18 protein-coding genes are annotated in these 22,947 nt (G+C 33.2%); 11 read left to right on the forward strand and 7 right to left on the reverse strand.

The window, feature by feature from the left end; genetic code table 11:
- Positions 1 to 19: 19 nt before the first annotated feature.
- The 3 genes from BUE22_RS05900 to BUE22_RS05910 all read right to left on the reverse strand — a co-directional run bounded on the left by BUE22_RS05900 (position 20) and on the right by BUE22_RS05910 (position 5,656).
- Complete coding sequence (locus tag BUE22_RS05900; protein ID WP_073394136.1) at positions 20 to 1,327, reverse strand: TolC family protein; 1,308 nt, start codon at positions 1,325 to 1,327, stop codon at positions 20 to 22.
- A 57-nt stretch (positions 1,328 to 1,384) separates the two neighbouring features.
- Complete coding sequence (locus tag BUE22_RS05905) at positions 1,385 to 4,483, reverse strand: efflux RND transporter permease subunit (RefSeq protein WP_073394137.1); 3,099 nt, start codon at positions 4,481 to 4,483, stop codon at positions 1,385 to 1,387.
- A 111-nt stretch (positions 4,484 to 4,594) separates the two neighbouring features.
- The gene (locus tag BUE22_RS05910) at positions 4,595 to 5,656 is read right to left on the reverse strand and encodes an efflux RND transporter periplasmic adaptor subunit (protein ID WP_073394138.1); all 1,062 of its coding nucleotides are present in this window, start codon (positions 5,654 to 5,656) and stop codon (positions 4,595 to 4,597) included.
- A gap of 520 nt (positions 5,657 to 6,176) precedes the next feature.
- Between BUE22_RS05910 and BUE22_RS05915 the strand changes: the two genes are divergently transcribed.
- The 4 genes from BUE22_RS05915 (at position 6,177) to BUE22_RS05930 (ending at position 8,718) form a co-directional block, all read left to right on the forward strand.
- The gene (locus BUE22_RS05915) at positions 6,177 to 6,773 is read left to right on the forward strand and encodes a TlpA family protein disulfide reductase (protein WP_073394139.1); all 597 of its coding nucleotides are present in this window, start codon (positions 6,177 to 6,179) and stop codon (positions 6,771 to 6,773) included.
- Positions 6,774 to 6,802: 29 nt separating this feature from the next.
- The gene (locus tag BUE22_RS05920; protein WP_042567070.1) at positions 6,803 to 7,657 is read left to right on the forward strand and encodes a hypothetical protein; all 855 of its coding nucleotides are present in this window, start codon (positions 6,803 to 6,805) and stop codon (positions 7,655 to 7,657) included.
- 59 nt (positions 7,658 to 7,716) lie between these two features.
- Positions 7,717 to 8,049: a hypothetical protein gene (locus tag BUE22_RS05925; protein WP_042567069.1), complete on the forward strand. Its 333-nt coding sequence runs from the start codon at positions 7,717 to 7,719 to the stop codon at positions 8,047 to 8,049.
- Positions 8,050 to 8,118: 69 nt separating this feature from the next.
- Complete coding sequence (locus BUE22_RS05930; RefSeq protein WP_042567068.1) at positions 8,119 to 8,718, forward strand: PAS domain-containing protein; 600 nt, start codon at positions 8,119 to 8,121, stop codon at positions 8,716 to 8,718.
- 255 nt (positions 8,719 to 8,973) lie between these two features.
- Here BUE22_RS05930 and recG read toward each other — a convergent pair whose 3' ends face one another.
- Positions 8,974 to 11,082: an ATP-dependent DNA helicase RecG gene (gene recG / locus BUE22_RS05935; RefSeq protein WP_073394140.1), complete on the reverse strand. Its 2,109-nt coding sequence runs from the start codon at positions 11,080 to 11,082 to the stop codon at positions 8,974 to 8,976.
- 259 nt (positions 11,083 to 11,341) lie between these two features.
- Here recG and BUE22_RS05940 point away from each other — a divergent pair, with 259 nt between their 5' ends.
- Positions 11,342 to 12,229 (forward strand): peptidoglycan DD-metalloendopeptidase family protein, encoded by an 888-nt coding sequence (locus tag BUE22_RS05940; RefSeq protein ID WP_084540220.1) that lies wholly within the window; start codon positions 11,342 to 11,344, stop codon positions 12,227 to 12,229.
- Between the two features lie 123 nt (positions 12,230 to 12,352).
- A complete protein-coding gene (locus BUE22_RS05945) occupies positions 12,353 to 12,895 on the forward strand; it encodes a DUF1697 domain-containing protein (RefSeq protein ID WP_073394141.1) in 543 nt (180 codons plus the stop codon).
- 79 nt (positions 12,896 to 12,974) lie between these two features.
- On the opposite strand, the gene BUE22_RS05950 is transcribed toward BUE22_RS05945, so the two are convergent.
- On the reverse strand, positions 12,975 to 13,748 hold the full coding sequence (locus BUE22_RS05950; RefSeq protein ID WP_073394142.1) for a Dph6-related ATP pyrophosphatase: 774 nt from the start codon (positions 13,746 to 13,748) through the stop codon (positions 12,975 to 12,977).
- Between the two features lie 67 nt (positions 13,749 to 13,815).
- On the opposite strand from BUE22_RS05950, the gene BUE22_RS05955 reads away from it, so the two are divergent.
- Positions 13,816 to 15,876, forward strand: a complete 2,061-nt coding sequence (locus BUE22_RS05955) for a M1 family metallopeptidase (RefSeq protein WP_073394143.1) — start codon at positions 13,816 to 13,818, stop codon at positions 15,874 to 15,876.
- Positions 15,877 to 16,019: 143 nt separating this feature from the next.
- Positions 16,020 to 16,919 carry a patatin-like phospholipase family protein gene (locus BUE22_RS05960; protein ID WP_042567064.1) on the forward strand — a complete coding sequence of 300 codons (900 nt, stop codon included), beginning with the start codon at positions 16,020 to 16,022 and terminating at the stop codon, positions 16,917 to 16,919.
- A gap of 78 nt (positions 16,920 to 16,997) precedes the next feature.
- Here the strand turns inward: BUE22_RS05960 and BUE22_RS05965 are convergent, their stop codons facing one another.
- A complete protein-coding gene (locus tag BUE22_RS05965) occupies positions 16,998 to 17,519 on the reverse strand; it encodes a DUF7935 family protein (protein WP_073394144.1) in 522 nt (173 codons plus the stop codon).
- Between the two features lie 124 nt (positions 17,520 to 17,643).
- On the opposite strand from BUE22_RS05965, the gene BUE22_RS05970 reads away from it, so the two are divergent.
- From BUE22_RS05970 to BUE22_RS05980, 3 genes are all read left to right on the forward strand, one after another.
- Complete coding sequence (locus tag BUE22_RS05970) at positions 17,644 to 18,411, forward strand: sulfite exporter TauE/SafE family protein (protein WP_073394145.1); 768 nt, start codon at positions 17,644 to 17,646, stop codon at positions 18,409 to 18,411.
- 332 nt (positions 18,412 to 18,743) lie between these two features.
- On the forward strand, positions 18,744 to 21,080 hold the full coding sequence (locus BUE22_RS05975; RefSeq protein ID WP_073394146.1) for an ATP-dependent helicase: 2,337 nt from the start codon (positions 18,744 to 18,746) through the stop codon (positions 21,078 to 21,080).
- A gap of 222 nt (positions 21,081 to 21,302) precedes the next feature.
- Positions 21,303 to 21,923 carry an L-threonylcarbamoyladenylate synthase gene (locus BUE22_RS05980; protein ID WP_042567057.1) on the forward strand — a complete coding sequence of 207 codons (621 nt, stop codon included), beginning with the start codon at positions 21,303 to 21,305 and terminating at the stop codon, positions 21,921 to 21,923.
- A gap of 190 nt (positions 21,924 to 22,113) precedes the next feature.
- On the opposite strand, the gene BUE22_RS05985 is transcribed toward BUE22_RS05980, so the two are convergent.
- Positions 22,114 to 22,947 carry an OmpA/MotB family protein gene (locus BUE22_RS05985; RefSeq protein ID WP_042567056.1) on the reverse strand — a complete coding sequence of 278 codons (834 nt, stop codon included), beginning with the start codon at positions 22,945 to 22,947 and terminating at the stop codon, positions 22,114 to 22,116.

A 22,947-nucleotide genomic window follows, 5' to 3' on the forward strand; every position in this document is an offset into this window, starting at 1 on the left:
TGTTTTGAAACAAATTTACTTAAAAATTAATAGTTCCCGCCAATTCTTTTAATGCAATTTCGGATAATTTTGCTTCGTATTGCGCATTGCTGTAACGTACTTTTGCGTTTACATAATTAAGCTGTGCCGTTCTGAAATCAATCGTTGTTATTGTTCCAATTTTGAATTTATCCAAAGTAATATCCAAATTTTGTTTGGCAATCGCTTCGTTATCTTCTTCAAGATCAATTAATTCTAAATTCGTTAAATAGGTTTGAAAAGCCGTGCTTAATTGTGTGTTCAAAATCATATTTTGCTGCTCAATTGCGATTTGAGAATTCTCGATTTGCAATTTTGCTACTTTTTCATTTCGATGCTGATTAAAGCCATCAAATATGTTAAGCGTTGCATTAAAACCATAATTTAAACCTTTTGAAGATGCTGAACTTGTAAAACCCAAACTCGACTGGCTTTCAGAAAAATTGTAGCCCGAGGTCAGGTTTACAACAGGATAACGGTCTGCTTTTACTTGTTTAAGCTGCAATTCGGCAATACGTTTGTTGATTATTTGAGCTTCGAGAGCCGGATTTTGTTTTTGTGCCAAATCCATTAAATTAGCTAAAACCAGAGTACTGTCAACTGTAACCAGATCAGTAACTTTAAAGTCAATTTTTGGATCACGCGCCAAATATTGGTTCAATAAAATCTTGGCATTCGCATAAGATTCTTTTTGTCTCAACAAAGCAACCTGATCTGAATTTAAATCAACCTGAGCATTTAAAACCTCTAATTTTGAAGCTTTTCCAATACTGAAACGGTTTTGTGCCAATGTCAGTCTTTGTTTTGAAATTACAATAGTTGTGTCCAAAGCCGATAATTGCTGCTGCTGTAGAACCAAATCGTAGTAAGAAGAATTGACCTGACCAATTTTTACCAAAATGGTTTGTTTAAGCTGAGAATCACCAAGCTTTTGAAGCTCTTTTAACTGATCTAATCTGGCGAACATTTTCATACCGTCAAAAACCGTCCAGCCCAGTGTTACACCATAATTTAAACTGTTGTTTTTTGCATTATCCAAAGAGGTTGAAGTTCCATCCTGGCGTGTTTGCGATGAGTTGGTAATGCTGTTATTATCAACAATTGAGGCAGTCGCAACGGGTAGCATTCCTGCATTTCCAATGGTTACATTTGTCTCGCTTATCTGGGTATTATTTTTTGCAATCTTAATTTCAAAGTTATTCTCCAAAGCTATTTTCATAGCATCTTCAATAGTCAGCGTTACTTGTGCATTTATTTTTATAATGCATAAGAAGAATAATAAACTGCTAAATAAAATTTTAATATTCATATTGGTTTTCTTTTGCTGTAAATTCAGAAACTAAATCAGGAATTTACAGCCAATAAATTATTTGTTACTTTCTCTTTCGTATTCGTCAATATGGTCAAATTCCGGATAATGTTTTCTGGCTTTAGACCACATTAAATAGATTGCAGGAATAACAAAAAGCGTCAATGCTAATGAAAAAATTGTTCCTCCAACAATTACAACTCCCATTCCAATTCTACTTGTAGAAGCCGCTCCAAGTGACATTGCAATTGGCAAAGCTCCTAATGCGATAGCTAAACTGGTCATCAAAATTGGACGTAAACGCGCTTCCGAAGCTTCTAAAATAGCCTCAAGTTTTGGCTTGCCCTGTTCTCGCAACTGGTTGGCAAACTCTACGATCAAAATACCGTTTTTGGTTACCAAACCAATAAGCATTACGGTACCAATCTGGCTAAAAATATTCCATGTCTGGTTGAATAGCCATAGAGAAAATAATGCGCCGGCAACAGCCATTGGAACAGTTAAAATAATAATTAACGGATCTATAAAACTCTCAAATTGAGCAGCCAGAATCAAAAATATTAATAATAAAGCCAACCCGAAGGCGAAAGAAGTATTAGAGCTGCTTTCGACAAAATCTCGCGATTCTCCACTTAAATCGGTTGTAAAACTCTGATCTAGAACTTTAGCTTTAATTCGATCCATTTCCTCAATACCATCGCTGATACTTTTTCCCGGTGCCAAACCTGCGGCAACAGTTGCAGACATATAACGGTTATTGTGGTATAATTGCGGTGGATTACTTTGCTCTTGTATTTTTACAACATTATCCATCTGAATCAATTGCCCGGATTTGTTTCTCACAAACATCGAGGTTAAATCCAAAGGTTTCGAACGGTCTTTTTGATCAAACTGACCAATTACCTGATATTGTTTTCCGTTTTTAATGAAATACCCAAAACGCTGTCCACTTAAAGAAAGCTGTAAAGTCTGCGCAATATCCATAATTGATATACCTAAACTTTCGGCTTTTGCACGATCGATACTTACGTTTATTTCAGGCTTGTTGAATTTTAGATTTACATCGGTCGTAGAAAAAACATCACTTTTACCGACTTCTTCCATAAAAGCAGGAATTTTTTCTCTAAGTTTATCAAAAGTTGGCGCCTGAATAATATACTGAATCGGAAGCCCGCCACGTCTGTTTACGGAAATTGTAGGCTGTTGAATTACAGATGTTTTAGCGTCTGGATATTTTTTAGTCCATTTGGTTAATTTATCAGCGATATCTTTTTGAGATCTGGCTCTTTCGTCTGGTTCTTTTAGTGAAAGTCTAATAAAACCTGAATTTGTTGCAGAACCTCCGGAACCTCCCGCGGTAATAACTAAACTAACTTTTTTCTCCGGAATAGAATCATCAACTAATTTTGACATTTCCTGCATAAAACGGTTGGTATATTCATAAGAAGAGCCTTCTGGAGTGGTCATACGCATTGTTACAGAACTACGGTCATCATATGGAGCTGTTTCTTTTGGTAGAATGGTAAAGAACAAATAAATCAATCCAAAACAAACAATCAAAATAGGGAAACTGATCCACTTTTTATCCATAAAACGGCCAAGAGAATCTGCGTAACCGCTGTTTAATTTTTCAAAAAACGGTTCTGTTTTAATATAGAATTTCGATTTTTTCTGTTCGCCGCCTTTCATCAAATAGGCGTTTAGCATTGGTGTTAAAGTCAGGGATACAAAGGCAGAAATTAATACCGCGGCACCAATTACGACACCAAATTCCCTAAAGAGTCGGCCAACGAAACCTTCTAAGAAAATTACAGGTAAAAATACCGCAGCAAGTGTAACCGAAATCGAAATTACAGCATAAAAAATCTCGTTTGATCCTTTTATTGCCGCTTCAATTGGCGACATTCCTTCTTCGACTTTCTTGAAGATATTTTCGGTTACCACAATTCCGTCATCCACCACCAAACCTGTAGCCAAAACAATTGCCAATAAAGTTAATACGTTGATAGAGAATCCGAAAAGCCACATGATAAAAAACGTAGCGATTAACGAAACAGGAATATCAATTAAAGGTCTGAAAGCAATTGCCCAGTCTCTAAAGAATAAATAAATGATGATAATTACCAGAATGATTGAAATTCCCAATGTTTCGGCAACTTCAAGTACTGATTTCTTTACGAACAGTGTATTATCAAGTGCGATATTAAGTTTAATATCTTTTGGGAGATCCTTTTTTAAAGCTTCGTATTTTTTATAAAATTCAGATGAAATATCTAAATAATTAGCTCCCGGCATCGGCACGATGGCTAAACCAATCATTGGAAGTCCGGACGATGTTAAAGAAGTTTCAATATTTTCAGGGCCTAATTCGGCACCTCCAACATCGCTTAAGCGAACAATTTTATCACCATCGGTACGAATGATAATATTGTTGAATTCTTCCGGTTTAGAAAGATTTCCAATTGTTTTTACGGTAAGTTCTGTATTGTTTCCTGTTAGTTTTCCTGATGGCAGTTCTACGTTTTGTGCGTTTAAAGCATCGCGAACATCAGAAACAGTACAATTATAAGCATTTAATTTTATCGGATCGATCCACAAACGCATCGCATAACGTTTTTGTCCCCAGATTTGAACACCACTTACTCCTGGAATAGTTTCTAAACGCTGCGAAATAACATTTTCGGCATAATCACTTAATTCTAAAGGGCTTCGGCTGTCACTTTGAACTGTCATCGAAATAATAGATTCACTATCAGCATCAGCTTTAGAAACTACCGGAGGCGCATCAATATCCTGGGGTAAACTTCTAACGGCTTGCGAAACTTTGTCTCGAACATCGTTTGCAGCTTCTTCTAAATTTTTATCTAAATTAAATTCTATGGTAATATTACTGCTTCCCTGATTGCTTGACGAAGTAATATTTCTGATTCCATCAATAGCATTTATTGCTTTTTCAAGGGGTTCTGTAATTTGTGATTCAATAATGTCAGAATTGGCTCCGGTGTAGTTGGTTCTAACAGAAACCTGCGCCGGATCAATAGAAGGGAATTCCCGAACACCCAGAAAGGTATAACCAATGAAACCGAATAAAATAATCAAAAGATTCAGTACAATGGTTAAAACGGGCCTTCTTATACTTGTGGTTGATAAACTCATGTTTATATTTTAGATTTTAGATTTTGAATAAGGAAAATAGAGTATAGAGAATAGATTTAAGATTTAAACTTCATCATTATTAACTTATAACTCTTAACTCATAATTCAAAACTACTTTTTTACGTTAACTTTTATAGGAGCTTCATTTTTTAATGACATTACACCACTTGTAATCAAAGTGTCGCCTGCTTTTAATCCTGATAAGATTAAGATTGAAGCATCAGTTCTTGTTGTAGCGTCTACCATCACTTCTTTGGCCTTGCCCATATTTGCGATATAGACTTTTTTACCATCCTGTATTGGTATGATAGCCTCAGAAGGAACTACAATAGCATCTTTAATAATGCTTAAAGGCAGTTTTACATCGGCAAATGTTCCGGGAAAAAGTTTTCCTTCAACATTATCGGCAATCGAGCGTATTTTTAAAGTACGGGTTGCGACTTCAACTTCCGGCTCAATGGCGTAAATTTTTGCAGTATATATTTTATCAGATCCCGAAACAGTAAAATCAATTATAGAACCTGATTTTACTTGCGAAGCATATTTTTCGGGAATAGAAAATGTGATTTTTAATTTTCCGGTATTAACCAATTTTGCAACCAAAATAGTTGGTGTAATATAAGTTCCCGGTGAAATAGAGCGCAAACCAATTTTTCCTGAAAAAGGAGCTTTCACAGAAGTTTTGGCAATTTGTGCTTTAATTAATTGTGTTTGAGCTTTCATTGATGCGTAATCTGCATTGGCAACATCAAACTCTTCCTGGCTTATAGCTTCTTTTTGCAAAAGTAATTTTGCTCTTCTTTCGTTTTCAGCGGCTAAACCTTCTTTTGTCTGTGCCTGCTTTAACTGAGCTCTTAATTCAATATCGTTTACTTTAAAAAGAACCTGACCTTTATTTACATATGTACCTTCAGTAAAATAAATCCCCTCAACAATTCCCGAAACTTCACTATGAATTTCTACTTGTTCATTGGCTTCAATAGATCCTGATAATGATAAATTATTATCAAAAGTTGAAGTTTGAACAACAATTCCGGTTACAGTTGTAGGTTTGTCTTTATCGCCGAATTTTTTAGATTCATCATTTTTACTTTTGTTAGACATCACTCTATAAGTGATAAACCCTCCGAGTACTATAATAATAAGGGCGTAAATTAGGTTTTTCAGTTTCATAAACTTGAGGTAAAGATATTTTTTTGGTGTTTTTAGTAGCTCGCAAATTTAACTTTTTGTATTGAAATCAAAAGGCGTTAGCTTTTATTTAACAATAAATTTAAACAGCTGTTTAATAGATTATTCGGGCAAACTTTTGCCTTTAGACTGGTTTCTTGATAAAAGGTTTAAACTGAATTTGATTTTTTTTTCTGTTAAAGTTAACAATTTCCGGATGATAATGTTTAAAATATTTATAATCAATTAATTAGACTTTATAAATGCTTTATAATAATTCTAAACAAACATTTTTTTTGCATTTTGTATGATTTATTTTGCAGTTTATCGTTTTTATTTGTAACATTGATAAGCTTAAACAAAATGGTAGTTTTTTGCGAGAATATTAATGTTTTCGGCGGTTAAGTGTTAAAGTATGTAAGTTTTTTATTTAATTTTAAGTTAAAAAACTACTTTTTTAAAACTATTTAATTAACAAGTGTTTATTAATTGTTTGCTTTTTAGAGAAAAAAACTACCCATTTATGAGAAGAAAAATACTCGTTGGTTTATGGATTTCGTTATTGTTTTGTGCTATTTCATTTTTGTTTTGGCAGAATGAAATAAAGTATACTTTGCCCACACCAATTCCTCAAAATTTCCACCAGATAGCAATAGGAAATAAAGTCGACCTAAAATGCTGTATCACTGATAACAGACCTGTTTTTATTCATTTTTTTAATCCAGATTGTCCATGTTCCCGATTTAATATTCCGCATGTAAGTGGATTGATTAAAAAGTACGGAGACCGGATTAATTTTAAAATTGTTGTACTGAATAAAAAAAAGAATTTTACCATAGAAGAAATTCAGAAGAAGTTTGATGCCAAAATTCCCGTTTATTTTGACGAAAGTATTGCTAAAAATTGTGGTGTTTTCTCAACTCCGCAAGCCGTTATCGTTGATCCGTCGCATAATTTGTATTATCGAGGAAACTACAATAAAACAAGATATTGTACTAATGCCGACAGTAATTATGCACAAATGGCATTAGAATCATTATTAAAGCAAACCAAAACTCCATCATTTGATGCTTTAGCTCTAAGAGCTTACGGATGTTCATTACCAAAATGTTCTAAATAAATCTAACCTTAACCAAAATTACCAAAATTATGAAAACAAAAGCCAGTTTAAACGAACAGGATTATTTGCACAGTTTTATGTCAACAATGACGCAAAAGTCTGATACTATTATCAATTATGTTCTTGCAGCCTATTTCTTTCTGGGAATTGGCCTTTCCTTTAAATACGACACCTTTGAAATTGGAGTAGGAGTTGGTACATTAAATCTCCTAATGTATTATTCTGCAAAACTTTTACTTAAAAAATCAAATTTTTACCAGTATGTTTTATCCGTTGTGCTGGCTATTTTTATGGCACAATACATTTACCAGATGCACGGTTTGTTTGAAATGCATTTTACAGTATTTATTGCCAGTACGATTCTTATTATTTATCAAAACTGGAAATTACAAATTCCGCTTACGCTTTTGGTAGTAATACATCACGCAGGTTTGGCTTATATGCAGAATTTTGTTTACCAGGATCCAAATGGTTTACAAATTTATTTTTCGCAGGTAAATTTTGATGTGGAAACGTTAATTATTCACGTGATATTGGCGGCCGTAGTGTTTTTTATGAATGGTTATTGGGCTTATTATTTTAAAGAACACAGTCAGAATCATATTTCTAAAATATCTGACGAATACGAATTGGAAAACATCAAATTGGCTTCGGCAAAATACAGTTCACTTTCTGCAACTAAAGAATACAATGACTTTGTTCATAGAACTACCTTGGATTTAAAACTTCCTGTAAGCTCTGTATTAAAATTGATTGATGTTTCTAAAGGACATACTGACAATGACCAATTGCTGAGCTACTTGGAAATGATGAGAGACAGTGCCAAAAAAATTGATGATTTGGTGAATGATATTCACGTAAAATCAACCAATAGCAGAGGTTAAAATTGAGTAGTTTCAATACTTCGACGATTTCCAAATCAATTTTAACTTAATCTTATTTTATGTCCAAACACGATTTTGAATCGGCAAATACTATGCTGACAGACTTAAAAAACTCTTTTGATGTTTTCTTAAAAAATGATGTTTCGTCAAAAACAGAATTTAAAACTGATTTTGGTAAAGAAGTTACTAAAATTTTTGACGAGAACCAGGATAATCCAAATGCAAAAAAATTAGATTTTCAGTATAAAAAAATCATTCAGATAGCAAACGATATTCAGCATTTAAAATCTGTAAATGATGATACTTTGCCAGACTGGCTGGAAGATGAACTGGAATCTGTTTTTAAAAAAATCAAAGACTTATTAAAGATTTTAGAAGAAGAACTTAATTAAAATAAAACGTAAGAAATATCATTTTATACGTAAAAACGTAAGTACATATTAATTTTAAACACAAGATTTATGGATACCAGAATTACTCGCCCGACTCCATCTGATAGAGAAGTTGATTGGAATAAAACTAAAGTGTTACTAAGTAAAACAGATACAAAAGGAACCATTTTATACGCCAATGAAGCTTTTATCGATGTTTCTGGTTATGATGAATTTGAGCTGATCGGACAGCCGCACAACGTTATACGTCACCCGGATATGCCAAAAGTTATTTTTAAATTTTTATGGGATAGTATTAAATCAGGCAAAAATATTCATGCGATCATCAAAAACATGTCTAAAACAGGCAGATACTATTGGGTAATTACCGATTTTAAAATCATAGCCGATGAAGATGGAGAAATTGTTGGATATTTTGGAACCAGAAAATCGGTGCCCGAGACTATTATCATTAAATTTATAGAACCTTTGTACAAAAAACTAATACATATTGAAGAAGTTAGCGGAATAGGGGCTTCTGAAGATTATTTGACAGGTTTTCTTGAAGAACGTAAAAAAACATACATGGAATATGTTGATCATCTTGTTGCAACAGGCAAAGACGACAAAAATAAAGTAAGTAAAGGCTTTTTTAATGGTTTTTTTGAAAAGAAAAATACAAAAAAATAACAGTAAATTATTTTGAAGATTAAAACATGACGGTGTACTTCATTGTATCGGTAAAATTATTCAACTTCAAATTTGCTCCCCAACAAATTTAAATCAGTCACCATGCGGTAAATGAATGTTTGATACAGTGAAGTATTTTTTTCTTTAGGCTCAAAGTGGCAAAGGTACAAAGGCACAAAGATATTGAGAACCTACGCTTTTAATTTTAGTTTGAAATTAAACCTTTGTTCCTTTGTACCTTTGCGCCTTTGTACCTTAACTAATATAATTCCAAATGTTTTTCTTCTTAGTTAATTCTATAAAAACAGCTTTCAGGGTTGCATGCTCAGGTTTTTGGAGTGGTGCGTCATTTTTTAAAACCATCATGGCATAATTTCTTGCTAGTGCCAAAATATCACGATCACGAACAATATCAGCAATTTGCAGATTTAAAACACCGCTTTGCTGAGTTCCCATCAAATCTCCCGGACCGCGAAGTTTAAGATCGACTTCGGCAATTTCAAAACCATCATTTGTTTGCACCATTGTTTCCATTCTCGTTTTACTATCGGCACTTAATTTATGGCTTGTCATCAAAATACAATAACTCTGTTCGGCGCCACGACCCACGCGGCCACGCAATTGGTGAAGCTGAGACAAACCAAAACGTTCGGCACTTTCGATAATCATAACACTGGCGTTGGGTACATTTACACCAACTTCAATCACAGTCGTTGCGACCATAATATTGGTTTTCCCTTCAGAAAAACGTTTCATTTCGGCATCCTTATCCGCAGGTTTCATTTTTCCGTGCAAGATTGAAATTGAATATTGAGGAAGCGGAAAATCACGTGAAATACTTTCGTAGCCATCCATCAAATCCTTAAAATCCATTTTTTCTGATTCCTGAATTAGCGGATAAACAATGTAAATTTGTCTTCCTTTTGCAATTTCATCTTTTAGAAATTTCCAGACTTTCAATCGATTACTGTCAAATCGATGAACAGTCTGAATTGGTTTTCTGCCGGGAGGCAATTCATCAATAACAGAAATGTCCAGATCGCCATATAAACTCATCGCCAGAGTTCTGGGAATAGGCGTGGCAGTCATCACCAAAACATGTGGTGGAATATCATTTTTCTTCCACAGTTTAGAACGCTGTTCAACTCCAAAACGATGTTGTTCATCAATTACGGCCAAACCTAAATTTTTGAATTTTACTTTATCTTCCAGCAAAGCATGCGTTCCAATCAAAATATGTAAACTGCCGTTTTCAAGTTCTTCATGAATTATTCTTCTGGCTGCTGTTTTGGTTGAACCCGTTAATATTTTTATGTTTAGGTTTAAAGTTGCAGCCAATTCTGATAAACCAATAAAATGCTGATTGGCAAGTATTTCTGTTGGTGCCATCAAACAAGCCTGAAACCCGTTATCGATTGCCAAAAGCATGCTTAAAAATGCCACAATTGTTTTTCCGGAACCTACATCACCCTGTAATAATCGGTTCATTTGGGCGTTACTTCCCATATCAGAACGGATTTCTTTAACCACACGTTTTTGTGCATTTGTAAGTTCAAAAGGCAAATGATTCTGGTAGAATTCATTAAAAAATTCACCCACTTTAGTAAACGGATGTCCCTTTATTTTATGTTTTCTAATGAGGTTTTTTGTGATTAATTGCAATTGAATAAAAAACAATTCTTCAAATTTCAATCTAAATTGGGCTTTCGCCAAAGCCTCAGTACTTTTTGGAAAATGAATATTGAATAAAGCGGCTTTTTTTGAAATCAGTTTTAATTCTTCGATTAAATAAGCCGGAAATGTTTCAGAAAATAATGCCTGAGTTTCAATAAACAATTGCTGCATCAATTTATTGATCGTTCGGTTCGAAATTCCGCGATTTGTTAGTGTTTCTGTTGAAGGATAAACAGGCTGCATCGCAGAACGAAGGCTTTTTTCGTGCTCGCTGAGTAATTCAATTTCCGGATGCGCCATACTAAACTGACTTCCGTAAAGGGAACATTTTCCAAAAATCACACAAACTTCATTTAGTTTTAGACTCTCACGAACCCATTTATGTCCCTGAAACCAATTCAGGTCAATTTGTCCTGTATCATCAACGAAAGTGGCAACTAAACGTTTTTTATTTTTTGCAAATTCAACCGTTTTAATATTGATGATTTTTCCAATAATCTGAACTTCAGAGCCTGTGTTTTGTAGTTCATTTATTTTATAATAACGCGTTCTGTCAATATATCTATTTGGAAAAAAATTAATCAAATCGCCATATTTATGAATGCCCAATTCCTTACGAAGCAACTGACCACGGCTTGGGCCAACACCTTTTAAGTATTCGATTGGGGTTTCGAGGAGATTATTAGACATTTTTTAGACTTCTTAGATTTTAGTCCCGAAACTTCGGGATAGACTTTAGAAAATAGAAATTAAGAATATAGACAAAAGTCTTTACTCTATATTCTTTGTTCTATATTCTTTTCTCTTTAGGATAGCGAAGATAGATTTTAATTAGGAATTTTAAAAATGAATAACAATAGAAAAAAATGTAAGAAAAATATTGTATTTTATTTTTTTATTGTATTATTGTAAGATTAATTTTATACTAAACTATTAAACCAGCATCAAAATGAATAATAAAATTCTTTATTTACTAATTGTTTCATTCTTTTTGTTATCCAATTCAAATTTATCAGCTCAAAGTCAAAACATTACCATTTTATCAATAGAAAATTCAGACAGAAGTGTTGATTTATTATATGAAAAGAAAAATCCGGGAAGTTATACACTAACCCTTGAATTTTCAAATTTAAGTAATTGTAATGTTAGTACTTACGAAAAAGTAGTAAGCGAAGATTCAGGATTTATTATGAAACTTGAGCCATTAAATAAAGATCAGGATATTACTTATTCGATGCGATATTCTGCTACTTTAGGAGCTGTAAATCCAAAAATCGATAATTTATTTCGTTACATACTTCCTTTCAAAAATGGCAAAAAAATAAAAATATTTGAATCAGAATCTGCAGGTGAAAAATATTTTGGTTTGAAAAAATCTGTAGATTGGAAATCGTATGCAGTAGCTTCAAATAAGCCGGATACAGTATATAGCATGAGAAAAGGTATTGTGGTTTTGATAGATAATCAATACAACGACAACTCTCTTTTAGACGCTCAATTTACTTCCAGAAGAAATCAAGTAGTGATAGAACATGAAGATGGAACTTTTGCAATGTATAAAGGTTTCCAAAAAGATGAAATCTTTGTAGAACTTGGACAGACAGTTAATCAACAGACTGAATTAGGAATAATTGAAAAATATAATTTGAAGAGCTATAGATTAGATTTTGATGTTTTTTATCTGTCTCAAGATGTTGTAAACTCACAAAACAACCAATCTTCACCTGATGCTAAAAATACATATCAATATTTTCCACCTGTTTTTTACACTCAGGATGGAAGAAAGCGCCTGGAATCTGGTAAAGAATATACTGTCTTTGTAAATGAAAATATTTAATAAAGAATTTAAAAACCGGGAAGAAAGAATTTATAAGAAAAAAATATTCTTTAAAGTGAAACTGTTTCTTTAATTGTTGCCAAAGTTTAAAAACTATATCTTTGAGTTTTTAAATTTTGAAAAATGACAACACATTTAGCACTTCTGCGCGGAATCAACGTTTCGGGACACAACATGATGAAAATGGAAGCTTTGAAAACAATGTTAGAGAATATTGGTTTTCAAAACGTGAGAACGTATCTGCAATCCGGAAATGTTTTTGTAGAAAGCGAAGAAGAAGCTTCAAAAGTAGGTTTTATAATCAAACAGGAAATTTTTAAAGTTTTTGGACACGAAGTTCCTACGATTGTGATTACGAAAAAAGATTTGGAATTGTGTTTTGCTAACAATCCGTTTTTTAAAGAAAAAGATATAGATACCAAAAAACTCTATGTTGCTTTTGTTTCAACTGTTTTGAAAAAAGAAAACATAAATGACCTAAAAATCAGTCAGTTTAAACCTGATGAAGCAAGTATAGACGGAAACAGAATTTTTATTAAATATGAAATTGGAGCCGGAAAAACCAGATTAGAAGGTAAATATATTGAGAAAAAACTAAATGTTATAGTAACAATGCGAAATTGGAATACGGTTACGAATTTGCTTAAAATGTATGATGAAAATTAGAAAATGTGTCAATTAGAAAATGAGACAATTACAAAGCGTTCTAAAATTATCAAATTGACACATTTTCTAATTGTCTAATTTAGTTTTTAGGTATCAAATCGCAATACCAAAATCCAAAATTAAAAGGATCGTCTGTATTTGTATCACAGGCTGTATTTGAAGTATCTTCATTTCCGGATTTTTCATATTTTCTATAAACAATTTCTCCAATTTCAAAATTTATGGGTTCTGAAAAAATAGGTCCGTCAAAAGTAAAAGTATGGAATTCACCGTTTTCGCCACATACGTCTACATTATCAGGTAAATCATTAATGAAATCCTGATCGATAATTCGTCCCACAAAACTTTTATCTAAATAACGTTCGTTTACGCAAACTACAATAGTTTTAAATCCCAAAGTAATAAATTCCTGTATCAAATTTTGCGTTGGAATTTTCCAGATAGGAAAAACACCTTCAAAGCCAATTCTAGCCAATTGATCTTCACGATATTTTCGTAAATCTTCGAGAAAAATATCTCCAAAAACAGAATGTGTAATTCCTTCGTTCTTTAATTCCGTTAAAGTTTCTGTCATTACATTTTCGTAAACTTCCATGGATGGCATTTCCGGAATCTGTAAAATTTTTAATGGAATTCCGATGCTTTTCGATTGTGATTCTAACAATTCGACCCGAACACCATGCATTGAAATTCTCTGAAATTGCTGATTTACGCTTGTTAAAAGATATTCGATCTTATATTCAGGATTTTGCAGTATTTTATATAATGTAAGTGCAGAATCTTTACCGCTGCTCCAATTGAATATGGCTTTTTTTTGTTTTGACACGATGTTGTAATTTTCTATCGTAAACATACAAATTTCATTCGATTTGTTGATTAAACCTTTGTAACTTTGGGATTTTGCCACAAATTTATTTTCAATGAAATACATCCTACTATTATTTACCACTTTCATATTTGCACAACAAACCCAATTTGTCGATTTTAAATCGGTAAACGGACAATTGAAATTAGATGCCAAAGAAAAATCTGTTTCAGGATCTGTAGATTATGAATTTGAGGTTCTAAAACCTTTGGATACCATAAAATTAGATGCCAAAAATATGGAATTTTCTAAGGTTGCAATCAACCAAAAAGAGGCGATTTTTGTTAATACAGGAAAACAATTGCAAATTATTTACAATTTTGAAAAAGGGCAAAATCATCTGACTTTTGATTATGTTGTAAAACCAAAACAGGCTTTGTATTTTGTAGCTATCGAAAATGCTGAAGTTCAAATCTGGACACAAGGGCAGGGAAGATACACCAGCAATTGGTTTCCGAGCTTTGATGATGTGAATGAAAAATTGATTTTTAATCTGGGGATTACTTATAATAAAGAGTATCAGGTTGTTTCAAACGGAGTTTTGAAAGATAAATCGTCAAGCGGAGATTTAGTTCATTGGCAATACCAGATGAAAAATCCAATGAGTTCTTATTTATTGATGCTTGCCATTGGAAAATATGACAAGAAAGAATTGATTGCGAAATCTAAAATTCCGTTAGAATATTATCTGGAAAATAAGGATGTAAACCGTTTTGAACCTACATACAGATATTCGAAACGTATTTTTGATTTTTTAGAAAAAGAAATAGGGGTCAGTTATCCATGGGAAATTTACAGAGAAATTCCGGTTCGCGATTTTCTATATGCGGGAATGGAAAACACAACTGCAACACTCTTTGCAACCCGTTATGTGGTTGATTCAATTGGTTTTGAAGACCGAAATTATACTAATGTTGACGCGCATGAATTGGCACATCATTGGTTCGGAGATTTAATAACAGCCGAAAGCAGCACACATCATTGGCTTCAGGAAGGTTTTGCAACTTATTATGCTGCTTTGGCCGAAAGAGAAATTTATGGTGATGACTATTTTTACTCGAAATTATACGACACAGCCCAACAAATAAAATTTGCTTCGAGAACTGACACAATTCCAGTTTTGAATGCCAAAGCGAGCTCGCTTACTTTTTATGAAAAAGGCGCCTGGGCTTTATTTGTTTTACATGAATCTATTGGCGATAAAGCATTTAAGAAGGCCGTAAAAAGTTATTTAAAAAAATATGCATATCAAAATGTGAATACTCAAAACTTCTTTGATGAAATTAAAAAGGTTTCGAATTTTGACCTCGTTCAGTTTCAAAAAACCTGGTTAGAATCTACTGTTTTTGATACTCCTGCAGCAAATGCTTTGTTGAGTAAAAATAAAGCAATCCAAATTCGCTTAGAAGTTGATAAATTGAAAAAGACACCAATAGCAGAAAAGTTGGATTTTTTAAGAAACACTTTGAAATCAGATGTTTATTATGCGGTTAAAGAAGCAATTGTTGATCAATTAGAAAATGAAAAATTTGAAACAAAAAAAGAACTTTTACTTTTGGCTTTACAAACCAATAATATACAAATTCGACAGGCTGTTGCGACTACTTTAACCAAAATCCCGGAAGAATTTAGATCAGATTATGAAACCTTATTAAATGATAAATCATATCAAACACAGGAAATTGCTTTGTATTGGCTATGGAAAAATTTTCCGGATCATCGCACGGCTTACTTAGATAAATCAAAAAAATGGATAGGTTTTAATGATTATAATCTTCGTACTATGTGGCTTTCACTGGCGTTGTCAACTCCGGATTATGCTCCTAATTCAGAAGATTTAATTGCTGAACTAATTTCGTTTTCTTCTAATAAATATGAAGCTACGACACGACAAAATGCTCTTGAAAAATTAATCGCATTTAAAATAATTAACGATCAGGTTCTCAGTAATTTGGTTAGTTCTACAACGCATCATATGTGGCAATTTTCGAAATTTGGAAGAGACACGATTCGATTTTTATTAAAAAAACCTGAAATGCGTGCTTCATTTGATAGAATTTTACCTAATTTGACCCCCGATGAACAGTTTCAATTGAATCGTTTGTTGAAGGAGTAGAAGAAAGAGAATGGAAAATAGAACAAAGAAAATAGAGCAAAGAAAATAGATTTTTGCGTGTAGCTTTTAGTCTTTTTTCTATATTCTTTACTCTATTCTCTAAAAAAAAGCCCAAAAACAAAATAAATACCTACATTAAATTTATGAGAGCATTGGTTATTTCAGGTGGTGGCAGCAAAGGCGCATTTGCCGGCGGAGTTGCACAATATTTAATAGAAGAAAAAAATCACGAATATGATTTGTTTCTGGGAACTTCAACAGGAAGTTTGCTGATTCCGCATTTAGCCTTGGGGCATATTAAAAAAATTCACTCTGTTTATACCAATGTTACCATGTCAAGTATTTTTAATATTTGTCCGTTTGTGGTTAAAAACAAAGATGGAGTTGATATTGTAACAATAAACCACTTTAATGTTTTGCGTCAGTTTTTTAAAGGGAAAAGAACATTTGGCGAAAGCAAAGGTTTAAGAAAATACATTAAGAATAATTTTAGCCTTACTGATTTTAATAAGCTGAAGAAACTGAATAATGATGTTATTATTACCGTAACCAATTTTACTAAAAACGAATCAGAATATAAATCTATAAAAGATTGTAGTTATGAAGAGTTTTGTGACTGGTCGTGGATTTCGAGTAATTATGTTCCGTTTATGAGTTTGGTTGAAAAGGACAATTGCGAATATGGTGATGGAGGATTTTCCAGTTTGGTTCCTATTCGTGAAGCCATTAACCGTGGAGCCACAGAAATTGATGTAATTATTTTGGAAACTGAAGTGAATATGGATAAAATGGTTATTGGAAAAAACCCGTTTTCGTTAATGATTGATTTGTTCCGAATTGCCCTGGATCAGGTGGAGAAACATGATATTGCTATAGGGAAACTTATGGCAAACAATAAAAATGTGAAACTTAACTTATATTATACTCCGACAAAACTTACAGATAATGCGCTTATTTTTAATAAAGAAGTGATGAAGGAATGGTGGGAGCAAGGTTATGAATATGCTCAGAATAAGTCTGAGGTTATGAGTGATAATAGGTAATTTTAGATTGTTGATTTTAGATTTTAGATTGCTAGGGTAATCTAAAATCTAAAATCTGAACTCTAAAATATTTTAATCCTACCAAAGTTCCGAAACCTCATTCTTAATATAACCCAAAGCAGCATTACTAGGAGATTGTTTCTCTAATAAATCATTCAAAATTACTTCACGTAATTTATCTGCGCTGTCAACACGGTCGCTCATGGCAGCTTTACGAATAATTTGAATCGTTGAGTTTTTAGCTGTTGTGATAATTGTCCAACATTCATCAGACATGTAAATTTGCTGTGTTAAATTATGCTCGAATTCTTGTTCGATTTGGTCGATTACGAAGTTTTCATAATCGTGTTTTTCGTTTGAAATTGGCGCAACTCTAATCAATAATTTTGTTAGGTTGATACGCTCTAAATATAAAGTCATACGTTCGTAAGCCTGTAAACGTATTGGTAATGATTGTTTCTGATATTCTCTATTCAATAAAAAAGCACGTTTTTTATCGTTGTTTTTAATATGCAATTCAAAAAAACTGTAAGCTACAAATCCGGTAACAATGGCTGGTAAAGTATAACTGGCTAATTCTATAATTCTTGTAAAATCCATTTGAATAATTTTTCAACAAAAATATACTTTTTGAGGAGAAAACAACATTATTTTTTATTGTAATAAATGAAATGGAAACTTACTTTTGTGCACAATTCTTTAAACTGACTGAAACCCAATATAAATGGAATCATACATCATAATTTTGCTTTGTTTGGCGGCTTTTGCTGCAGGATTTATTGATGCCATTGTTGGCGGCGGCGGATTGATTCAAACACCAATGGGCTTGATTTTATTGCCAAATTTGCCTGTTTCTACCGTTATTGGAACTTTAAAATTACCTGCTTTTACCGGAACTGCTTTTGCAGCTTTCCAATATTTGAAAAAAGTAGTGATTCAATGGAAATTACTTTTGATAATGATGTGTTTGGCGGTTCCATCTGCGTTTTTAGGTTCTACGATTTTGACAATGGTAAGCAATGATTTTATGAAACCACTGCTGCTTGTAGTTTTGTCGTTATTGTTTGTTTACACTTACGCAAAGAAAAATTTTGGTCAGCATGTTGAAAAAGACCATTCGGCAACAACTCAGATAATTTATGCAGTTGTAATTAGTGTAATTGTTGGTTTTTATGATGGTTTTATAGGTCCTGGAACGGGCAGTTTTTTTGTAGTTGCCTTTATCGCTTTATTGGGCTTTGATTTTTTGCATGCTTCTGCAAATGCCAAAATGGTAAATCTTGCCACTAATTTTGGTTCGATTTGCTTGTTTATGATAAAAGGAAAAATCATTTGGTCAATAGCAATTCCGATGGCAATTAGTAACGGACTAGGAGGATGGCTTGGTGCAAAACTGGCAATAAATAAAGGAAATGGTTTTATTCGAATTTTCTTTTTAGTTGTGGTAATTGGGACTTTGATACGTTTTGCTTATGATGTGTTTTTTAAATAGAGTTGCTAAGATACTAAGTTGCTAAGGTTCTAAGTTTTTAGCATGAATCTTAGAACTTTGGCAACTTAGAGGATCAGCAAGCTTGTTTAAAAGAAGCGAAATGTTTGAACTTAGCCCCGATAGAGGCGGTATCCTCGAAGTGAAACGAAGAGATATAGCCGAAAGCGGGAATGTTGCCTGAAAAAGAGCCCTTTGTTTTGCTTCGGACAATCTTTTATAATGACTTTATTCACTAATTCTAAAATATCTTAGCAACTTAGAACCTTAGTACCTTAGTATCTTTCTTTTTACATCTATAATTGCTATTTTTGCATTAAAAGGAGAAAAATTTCATGCAAAAATATATTGACCAGCTCAACGAAGCGCAACGAGAACCCGTTTTAAAGAAAGATGGGCCAATGATTATTATTGCTGGTGCAGGATCTGGAAAAACCCGTGTTTTAACAATTAGAATTGCTTATTTGATGGCGCAGGGTGTTGATGCATTCAACATTTTATCACTTACTTTTACGAATAAAGCAGCCCGTGAAATGAAACACAGGATTTCGGATATTGTGGGTGCAACTGAGGCTAAGAACTTATGGATGGGAACTTTTCACTCGATTTTTGCCCGTATACTACGCTCAGAGTCAGATCATTTGGGTTATCCTTCCAATTTTACAATTTACGATTCACAGGATTCGGCGAGACTTATTTCTTCGATTATTAAGGAAATGCAGCTGGATCGTGATATTTATAAACCTAAACAGATTTTAGGCCGAATTTCGAGTTATAAAAACAGCTTAATTACTGTAAAAGCTTATTTTAATAATCCTGAGCTTGTTGAAGCCGATGCAATGGCAAAAAGACCAAGATTGGGTGAGATTTATCAGCAATACGTAGAGCGCTGTTTTAAAGCCGGTGCAATGGATTTTGATGATTTATTATTGAAAACCAATGAATTGCTGACTCGTTTTCCGGAAGTTTTAGCGAAATATCAAAATCGTTTCCGTTATATTTTGGTTGATGAGTACCAGGATACCAATCATTCTCAGTATTTGATTGTTAGGGCTTTATCAGATAAATTTCAGAATATTTGTGTGGTTGGAGATGATGCTCAGAGTATTTATGCTTTCCGCGGGGCGAACATTAATAATATCCTGAATTTTCAGAAGGATTATGAAGGTGTTGTAATGTTTCGTTTGGAGCAAAATTACCGTTCGACACGAAATATTGTTGAAGCGGCAAACACTATCATGGAGCATAATAAAACCAAACTGGATAAAGTAGTTTGGACGGCGAATGATTTTGGAGCAAAAATTAAAGTTCATCGTAGTTTGACCGATGCCGAGGAAGGGCGTTTTGTAGCGAGTACCATTTTTGAACAGAAAATGCAAAATCAGCTTCATAACGGAGCTTTTGCAATTTTGTATCGTACTAATGCTCAGTCGCGTGCGATGGAAGATGCTTTAAGAAAACGTGATATTCCGTATAGAATTTATGGCGGGTTGTCTTTTTATCAACGTAAAGAAATCAAGGATGTTTTGTGCTATCTGCGTTTGATAATTAATCCGAAAGATGAAGAAGCGTTGATTCGTGTGATCAATTATCCGGCGCGTGGAATTGGAGACACAACTGTTGAAAAACTAACTATTGCTGCCAATCATTACAAACGTTCGATTTGGGAAGTAATGGTGAATATTGATAAAATTGATTTGAAACTCAATTCCGGAACAAAAAATAAATTGAATGATTTTGTGACGATGATTCAGAGTTTTCAGGTAATCAATGAAAATCAGGATGCTTTTTATATTACAGATCACGTGGCTAAAAAAACAGGTCTGGTACAGGAATTAAAGAAAGATGCTACGCCGGAAGGAATGGCAAAAATTCAGAATATCGAAGAACTTTTAAATGGTATAAAAGATTTTACTGAAGGACAAAGAGAAATTGACGGAGCAAGAGGAGCACTTTCTGAATTTATGGAAGATGTGGCACTTGCTACTGATTTAGATAAAGATACAAGTGACGAGGATCGTGTTGCGTTAATGACAATTCACCTTGCAAAGGGACTTGAATTTCCGCATGTATTTGTAGTGGGTATGGAAGAAGATTTGTTTCCGAGTGCGATGAGTATGAGTACAAGAAGTGAATTGGAAGAAGAACGTCGTTTGTTTTATGTAGCTTTGACCCGTGCAGAGCATCAGGCGTATTTAACTTACGCACAATCTCGTTATCGTTGGGGAAAACTGACAGACAGCGAACCGTCTCGTTTTATTGAAGAAATTGATCCGCAATATTTAGAATACTTAACGCCTGCAGAAAGTAATTACCGTTATAAACCAATGATTGACGGTGATATTTTTGGTGATGTTGATAAATCAAAATTACGATTGGCAAAACCGGTTGGAGGAACTCCGCCTAAACACATTACGGATAACGAGCCAAAACCGGATTTGAATATTCGAAAACTAAAACCTGTTGCTGGAAATGCGCCAACTTCTTCTGGTGCAAATTTATTCGACAGTAAATTAACGGTTGGAAATGTTGTTATGCATGAACGTTTTGGAAAAGGTGAAGTTGTTAATCTTGAAGGTGTTGGAGCTGATAAAAAAGCTGAAATAAAATTTGAGGTTGGCGGAATTAAAAAGCTATTGCTGCGATTTGCAAAGTTGGATGTTATAGGGTAAAAAAAGTTTCAAGTTTCAAGTTTCAGGTTGCTTGACTTTGAACATAAATTTAACCGCAAAGTTCGCAAAGATTTACGCAAATAAATTAAGCTGTGTTTTACTTTAAAGTTCACAAAGCTTTGTGTGCTTTGCATAAATCTTTGCGAACTTTGCGGTTAAACGGACTTGGATAAACTTGAACCTGAAACCAGAAACAAAATTAAATTTTAAACAAAATTAAAAATGGCCGAATTTATAAAAATATATCCCGATAAACCTAGTGAAGCTGCAATTGCAAAAGTTGTAAAAGTGCTTAAAAATGGAGGTTTGGTAATTTATCCAACAGATACTGTTTACGGTTTGGGCTGCGATATTACCAATTCTCGTGCTTTGGAGAAAATCGCAAAAATTAAAGGAGTGAAGTTAGAAAAAGCAAATTTTTCATTCATTTGTCATGACTTGAGTAATTTATCAGATTATGTGCGTCAGATTGATACTTCTACTTTTAAAATTCTAAAAAGAGCTTTGCCTGGACCTTATACATTTATTTTACCCGGTAATAATAATTTACCAAAAGAATTTAAAAAGAAAACTACTGTTGGTATTCGTGTTCCTGATAATAATATTGCTTTGGAAATTGTTCGCCAATTAGGAAATCCAATTGTTTCGACTTCTATTCGTGATGAAGATGATGTAATTGAATACACAACAGATCCTGAGTTAATTTTTGAGAAGTGGCAAAATCTGGTTGATATGGTAATTGATGGTGGTTATGGGGATAATGTTGGTTCGACAATTATAGATTTATCCGAACATGAACCGGTTATTGTAAGAGAAGGGAAGGGCGATATCGATATTTTGTAAAAAAATACTGAAATAGTATAATTATTTAAAATATTTAACTAATTTTAGGATAGTTAAAATTTAGTTAGTTAATTTAAAAATAATGCTATTCTTAATTAATATTTAATTGGTTATTAAAAAAAGTTAAGAGTAAAATAAAAGCAGGTCAATTGACCTGCTTTTTGTATATTCTATAAAATGAAAAGCCAGATTATTTAGCTTGTTTTTTCATTTCTTTTTCAATCATATCGTAGAATTGATCGATTTTTGGCATAACAACAATACGAGTTCTTCTGTTACGTGCTTTGTTTTCAGGAGTATCGTTTGCAACTAATGGAATGTATGAACTTCTACCAGCAGCAATTAATTTTGCAGGGTTAACACCAAGGTCATTTGTTAATACACGAACGATAGAAGTAGAACGTTTAACACTTAAATCCCAGTTGTCTAACAAAACACCGTTGCTTTTGTAAGGAACATTATCTGTGTGACCTTCAACCATACATTCAAAATCAGGTTTGTCGTTTACAACTTTTGCAACTTTAGCCAAAACGCCTTTTGCTGCATCAGTTACGTCATAACTTCCACTTTTAAATAACAATTTATCAGCGATAGAGATGAATACAACTCCTTTTTCAACATTGATTTCGATATCCGGATCGTTGATTCCAACTGCACCTTTTAAACTTGTAACTAATGCTAAAGTTACACTGTCTTTTTTAGTAAGCGCATCTTGAAGTCTAGAGATTTTTAAATCTTTTTCTTTTAAGCTTTCTAAAGATTTTTCAAGGTTTTCAGCACCTTTTGTAGTTAAAACTGTTAAATCTTTTGAGCTGTTAATTAAGTCTTGATTGTGTGCTTTATAACTTTCAGCTGTTGCTGCTAATCCTGCTTTTTCTTCTAGACAAGAATTTAATTTAACTGTGCAAGAGTTTAATAAATCTTGTGTCTCTTTTTGTTTAGCTTCAAGCGCCGCATATTCCTTTTTCGATACACACGAAGTTAAGGCCATTAATACTGATAGTGCGATAACTATTTTTCTCAT

The sequence above is a fragment of the Flavobacterium pectinovorum genome, assembly GCF_900142715.1.
GTDB classification, from domain to species: Bacteria; Bacteroidota; Bacteroidia; order Flavobacteriales; family Flavobacteriaceae; genus Flavobacterium; species Flavobacterium pectinovorum.

What these genes read in the sequence shown, in the direction of transcription:
- BUE22_RS05900 (WP_073394136.1), bottom strand. Translation starts at nt 1,327, where the DNA reads ATGAATATTAAAATTTTATTTAGCAGTTTATTATTCTTCTTATGCATT.
- BUE22_RS05905 (WP_073394137.1), bottom strand. Translation starts at nt 4,483, where the DNA reads ATGAGTTTATCAACCACAAGTATAAGAAGGCCCGTTTTAACCATTGTA.
- BUE22_RS05910 (WP_073394138.1), bottom strand. Translation starts at nt 5,656, where the DNA reads ATGAAACTGAAAAACCTAATTTACGCCCTTATTATTATAGTACTCGGA.
- BUE22_RS05915 (WP_073394139.1), top strand. Translation starts at nt 6,177, where the DNA reads ATGAGAAGAAAAATACTCGTTGGTTTATGGATTTCGTTATTGTTTTGT.
- BUE22_RS05920 (WP_042567070.1), top strand. Translation starts at nt 6,803, where the DNA reads ATGAAAACAAAAGCCAGTTTAAACGAACAGGATTATTTGCACAGTTTT.
- BUE22_RS05925 (WP_042567069.1), top strand. Translation starts at nt 7,717, where the DNA reads ATGTCCAAACACGATTTTGAATCGGCAAATACTATGCTGACAGACTTA.
- BUE22_RS05930 (WP_042567068.1), top strand. Translation starts at nt 8,119, where the DNA reads ATGGATACCAGAATTACTCGCCCGACTCCATCTGATAGAGAAGTTGAT.
- recG (WP_073394140.1), bottom strand. Translation starts at nt 11,082, where the DNA reads ATGTCTAATAATCTCCTCGAAACCCCAATCGAATACTTAAAAGGTGTT.
- BUE22_RS05940 (WP_084540220.1), top strand. Translation starts at nt 11,342, where the DNA reads ATGAATAATAAAATTCTTTATTTACTAATTGTTTCATTCTTTTTGTTA.
- BUE22_RS05945 (WP_073394141.1), top strand. Translation starts at nt 12,353, where the DNA reads ATGACAACACATTTAGCACTTCTGCGCGGAATCAACGTTTCGGGACAC.
- BUE22_RS05950 (WP_073394142.1), bottom strand. Translation starts at nt 13,748, where the DNA reads ATGTTTACGATAGAAAATTACAACATCGTGTCAAAACAAAAAAAAGCC.
- BUE22_RS05955 (WP_073394143.1), top strand. Translation starts at nt 13,816, where the DNA reads ATGAAATACATCCTACTATTATTTACCACTTTCATATTTGCACAACAA.
- BUE22_RS05960 (WP_042567064.1), top strand. Translation starts at nt 16,020, where the DNA reads ATGAGAGCATTGGTTATTTCAGGTGGTGGCAGCAAAGGCGCATTTGCC.
- BUE22_RS05965 (WP_073394144.1), bottom strand. Translation starts at nt 17,519, where the DNA reads ATGGATTTTACAAGAATTATAGAATTAGCCAGTTATACTTTACCAGCC.
- BUE22_RS05970 (WP_073394145.1), top strand. Translation starts at nt 17,644, where the DNA reads ATGGAATCATACATCATAATTTTGCTTTGTTTGGCGGCTTTTGCTGCA.
- BUE22_RS05975 (WP_073394146.1), top strand. Translation starts at nt 18,744, where the DNA reads ATGCAAAAATATATTGACCAGCTCAACGAAGCGCAACGAGAACCCGTT.
- BUE22_RS05980 (WP_042567057.1), top strand. Translation starts at nt 21,303, where the DNA reads ATGGCCGAATTTATAAAAATATATCCCGATAAACCTAGTGAAGCTGCA.
- BUE22_RS05985 (WP_042567056.1), bottom strand. Translation starts at nt 22,947, where the DNA reads ATGAGAAAAATAGTTATCGCACTATCAGTATTAATGGCCTTAACTTCG.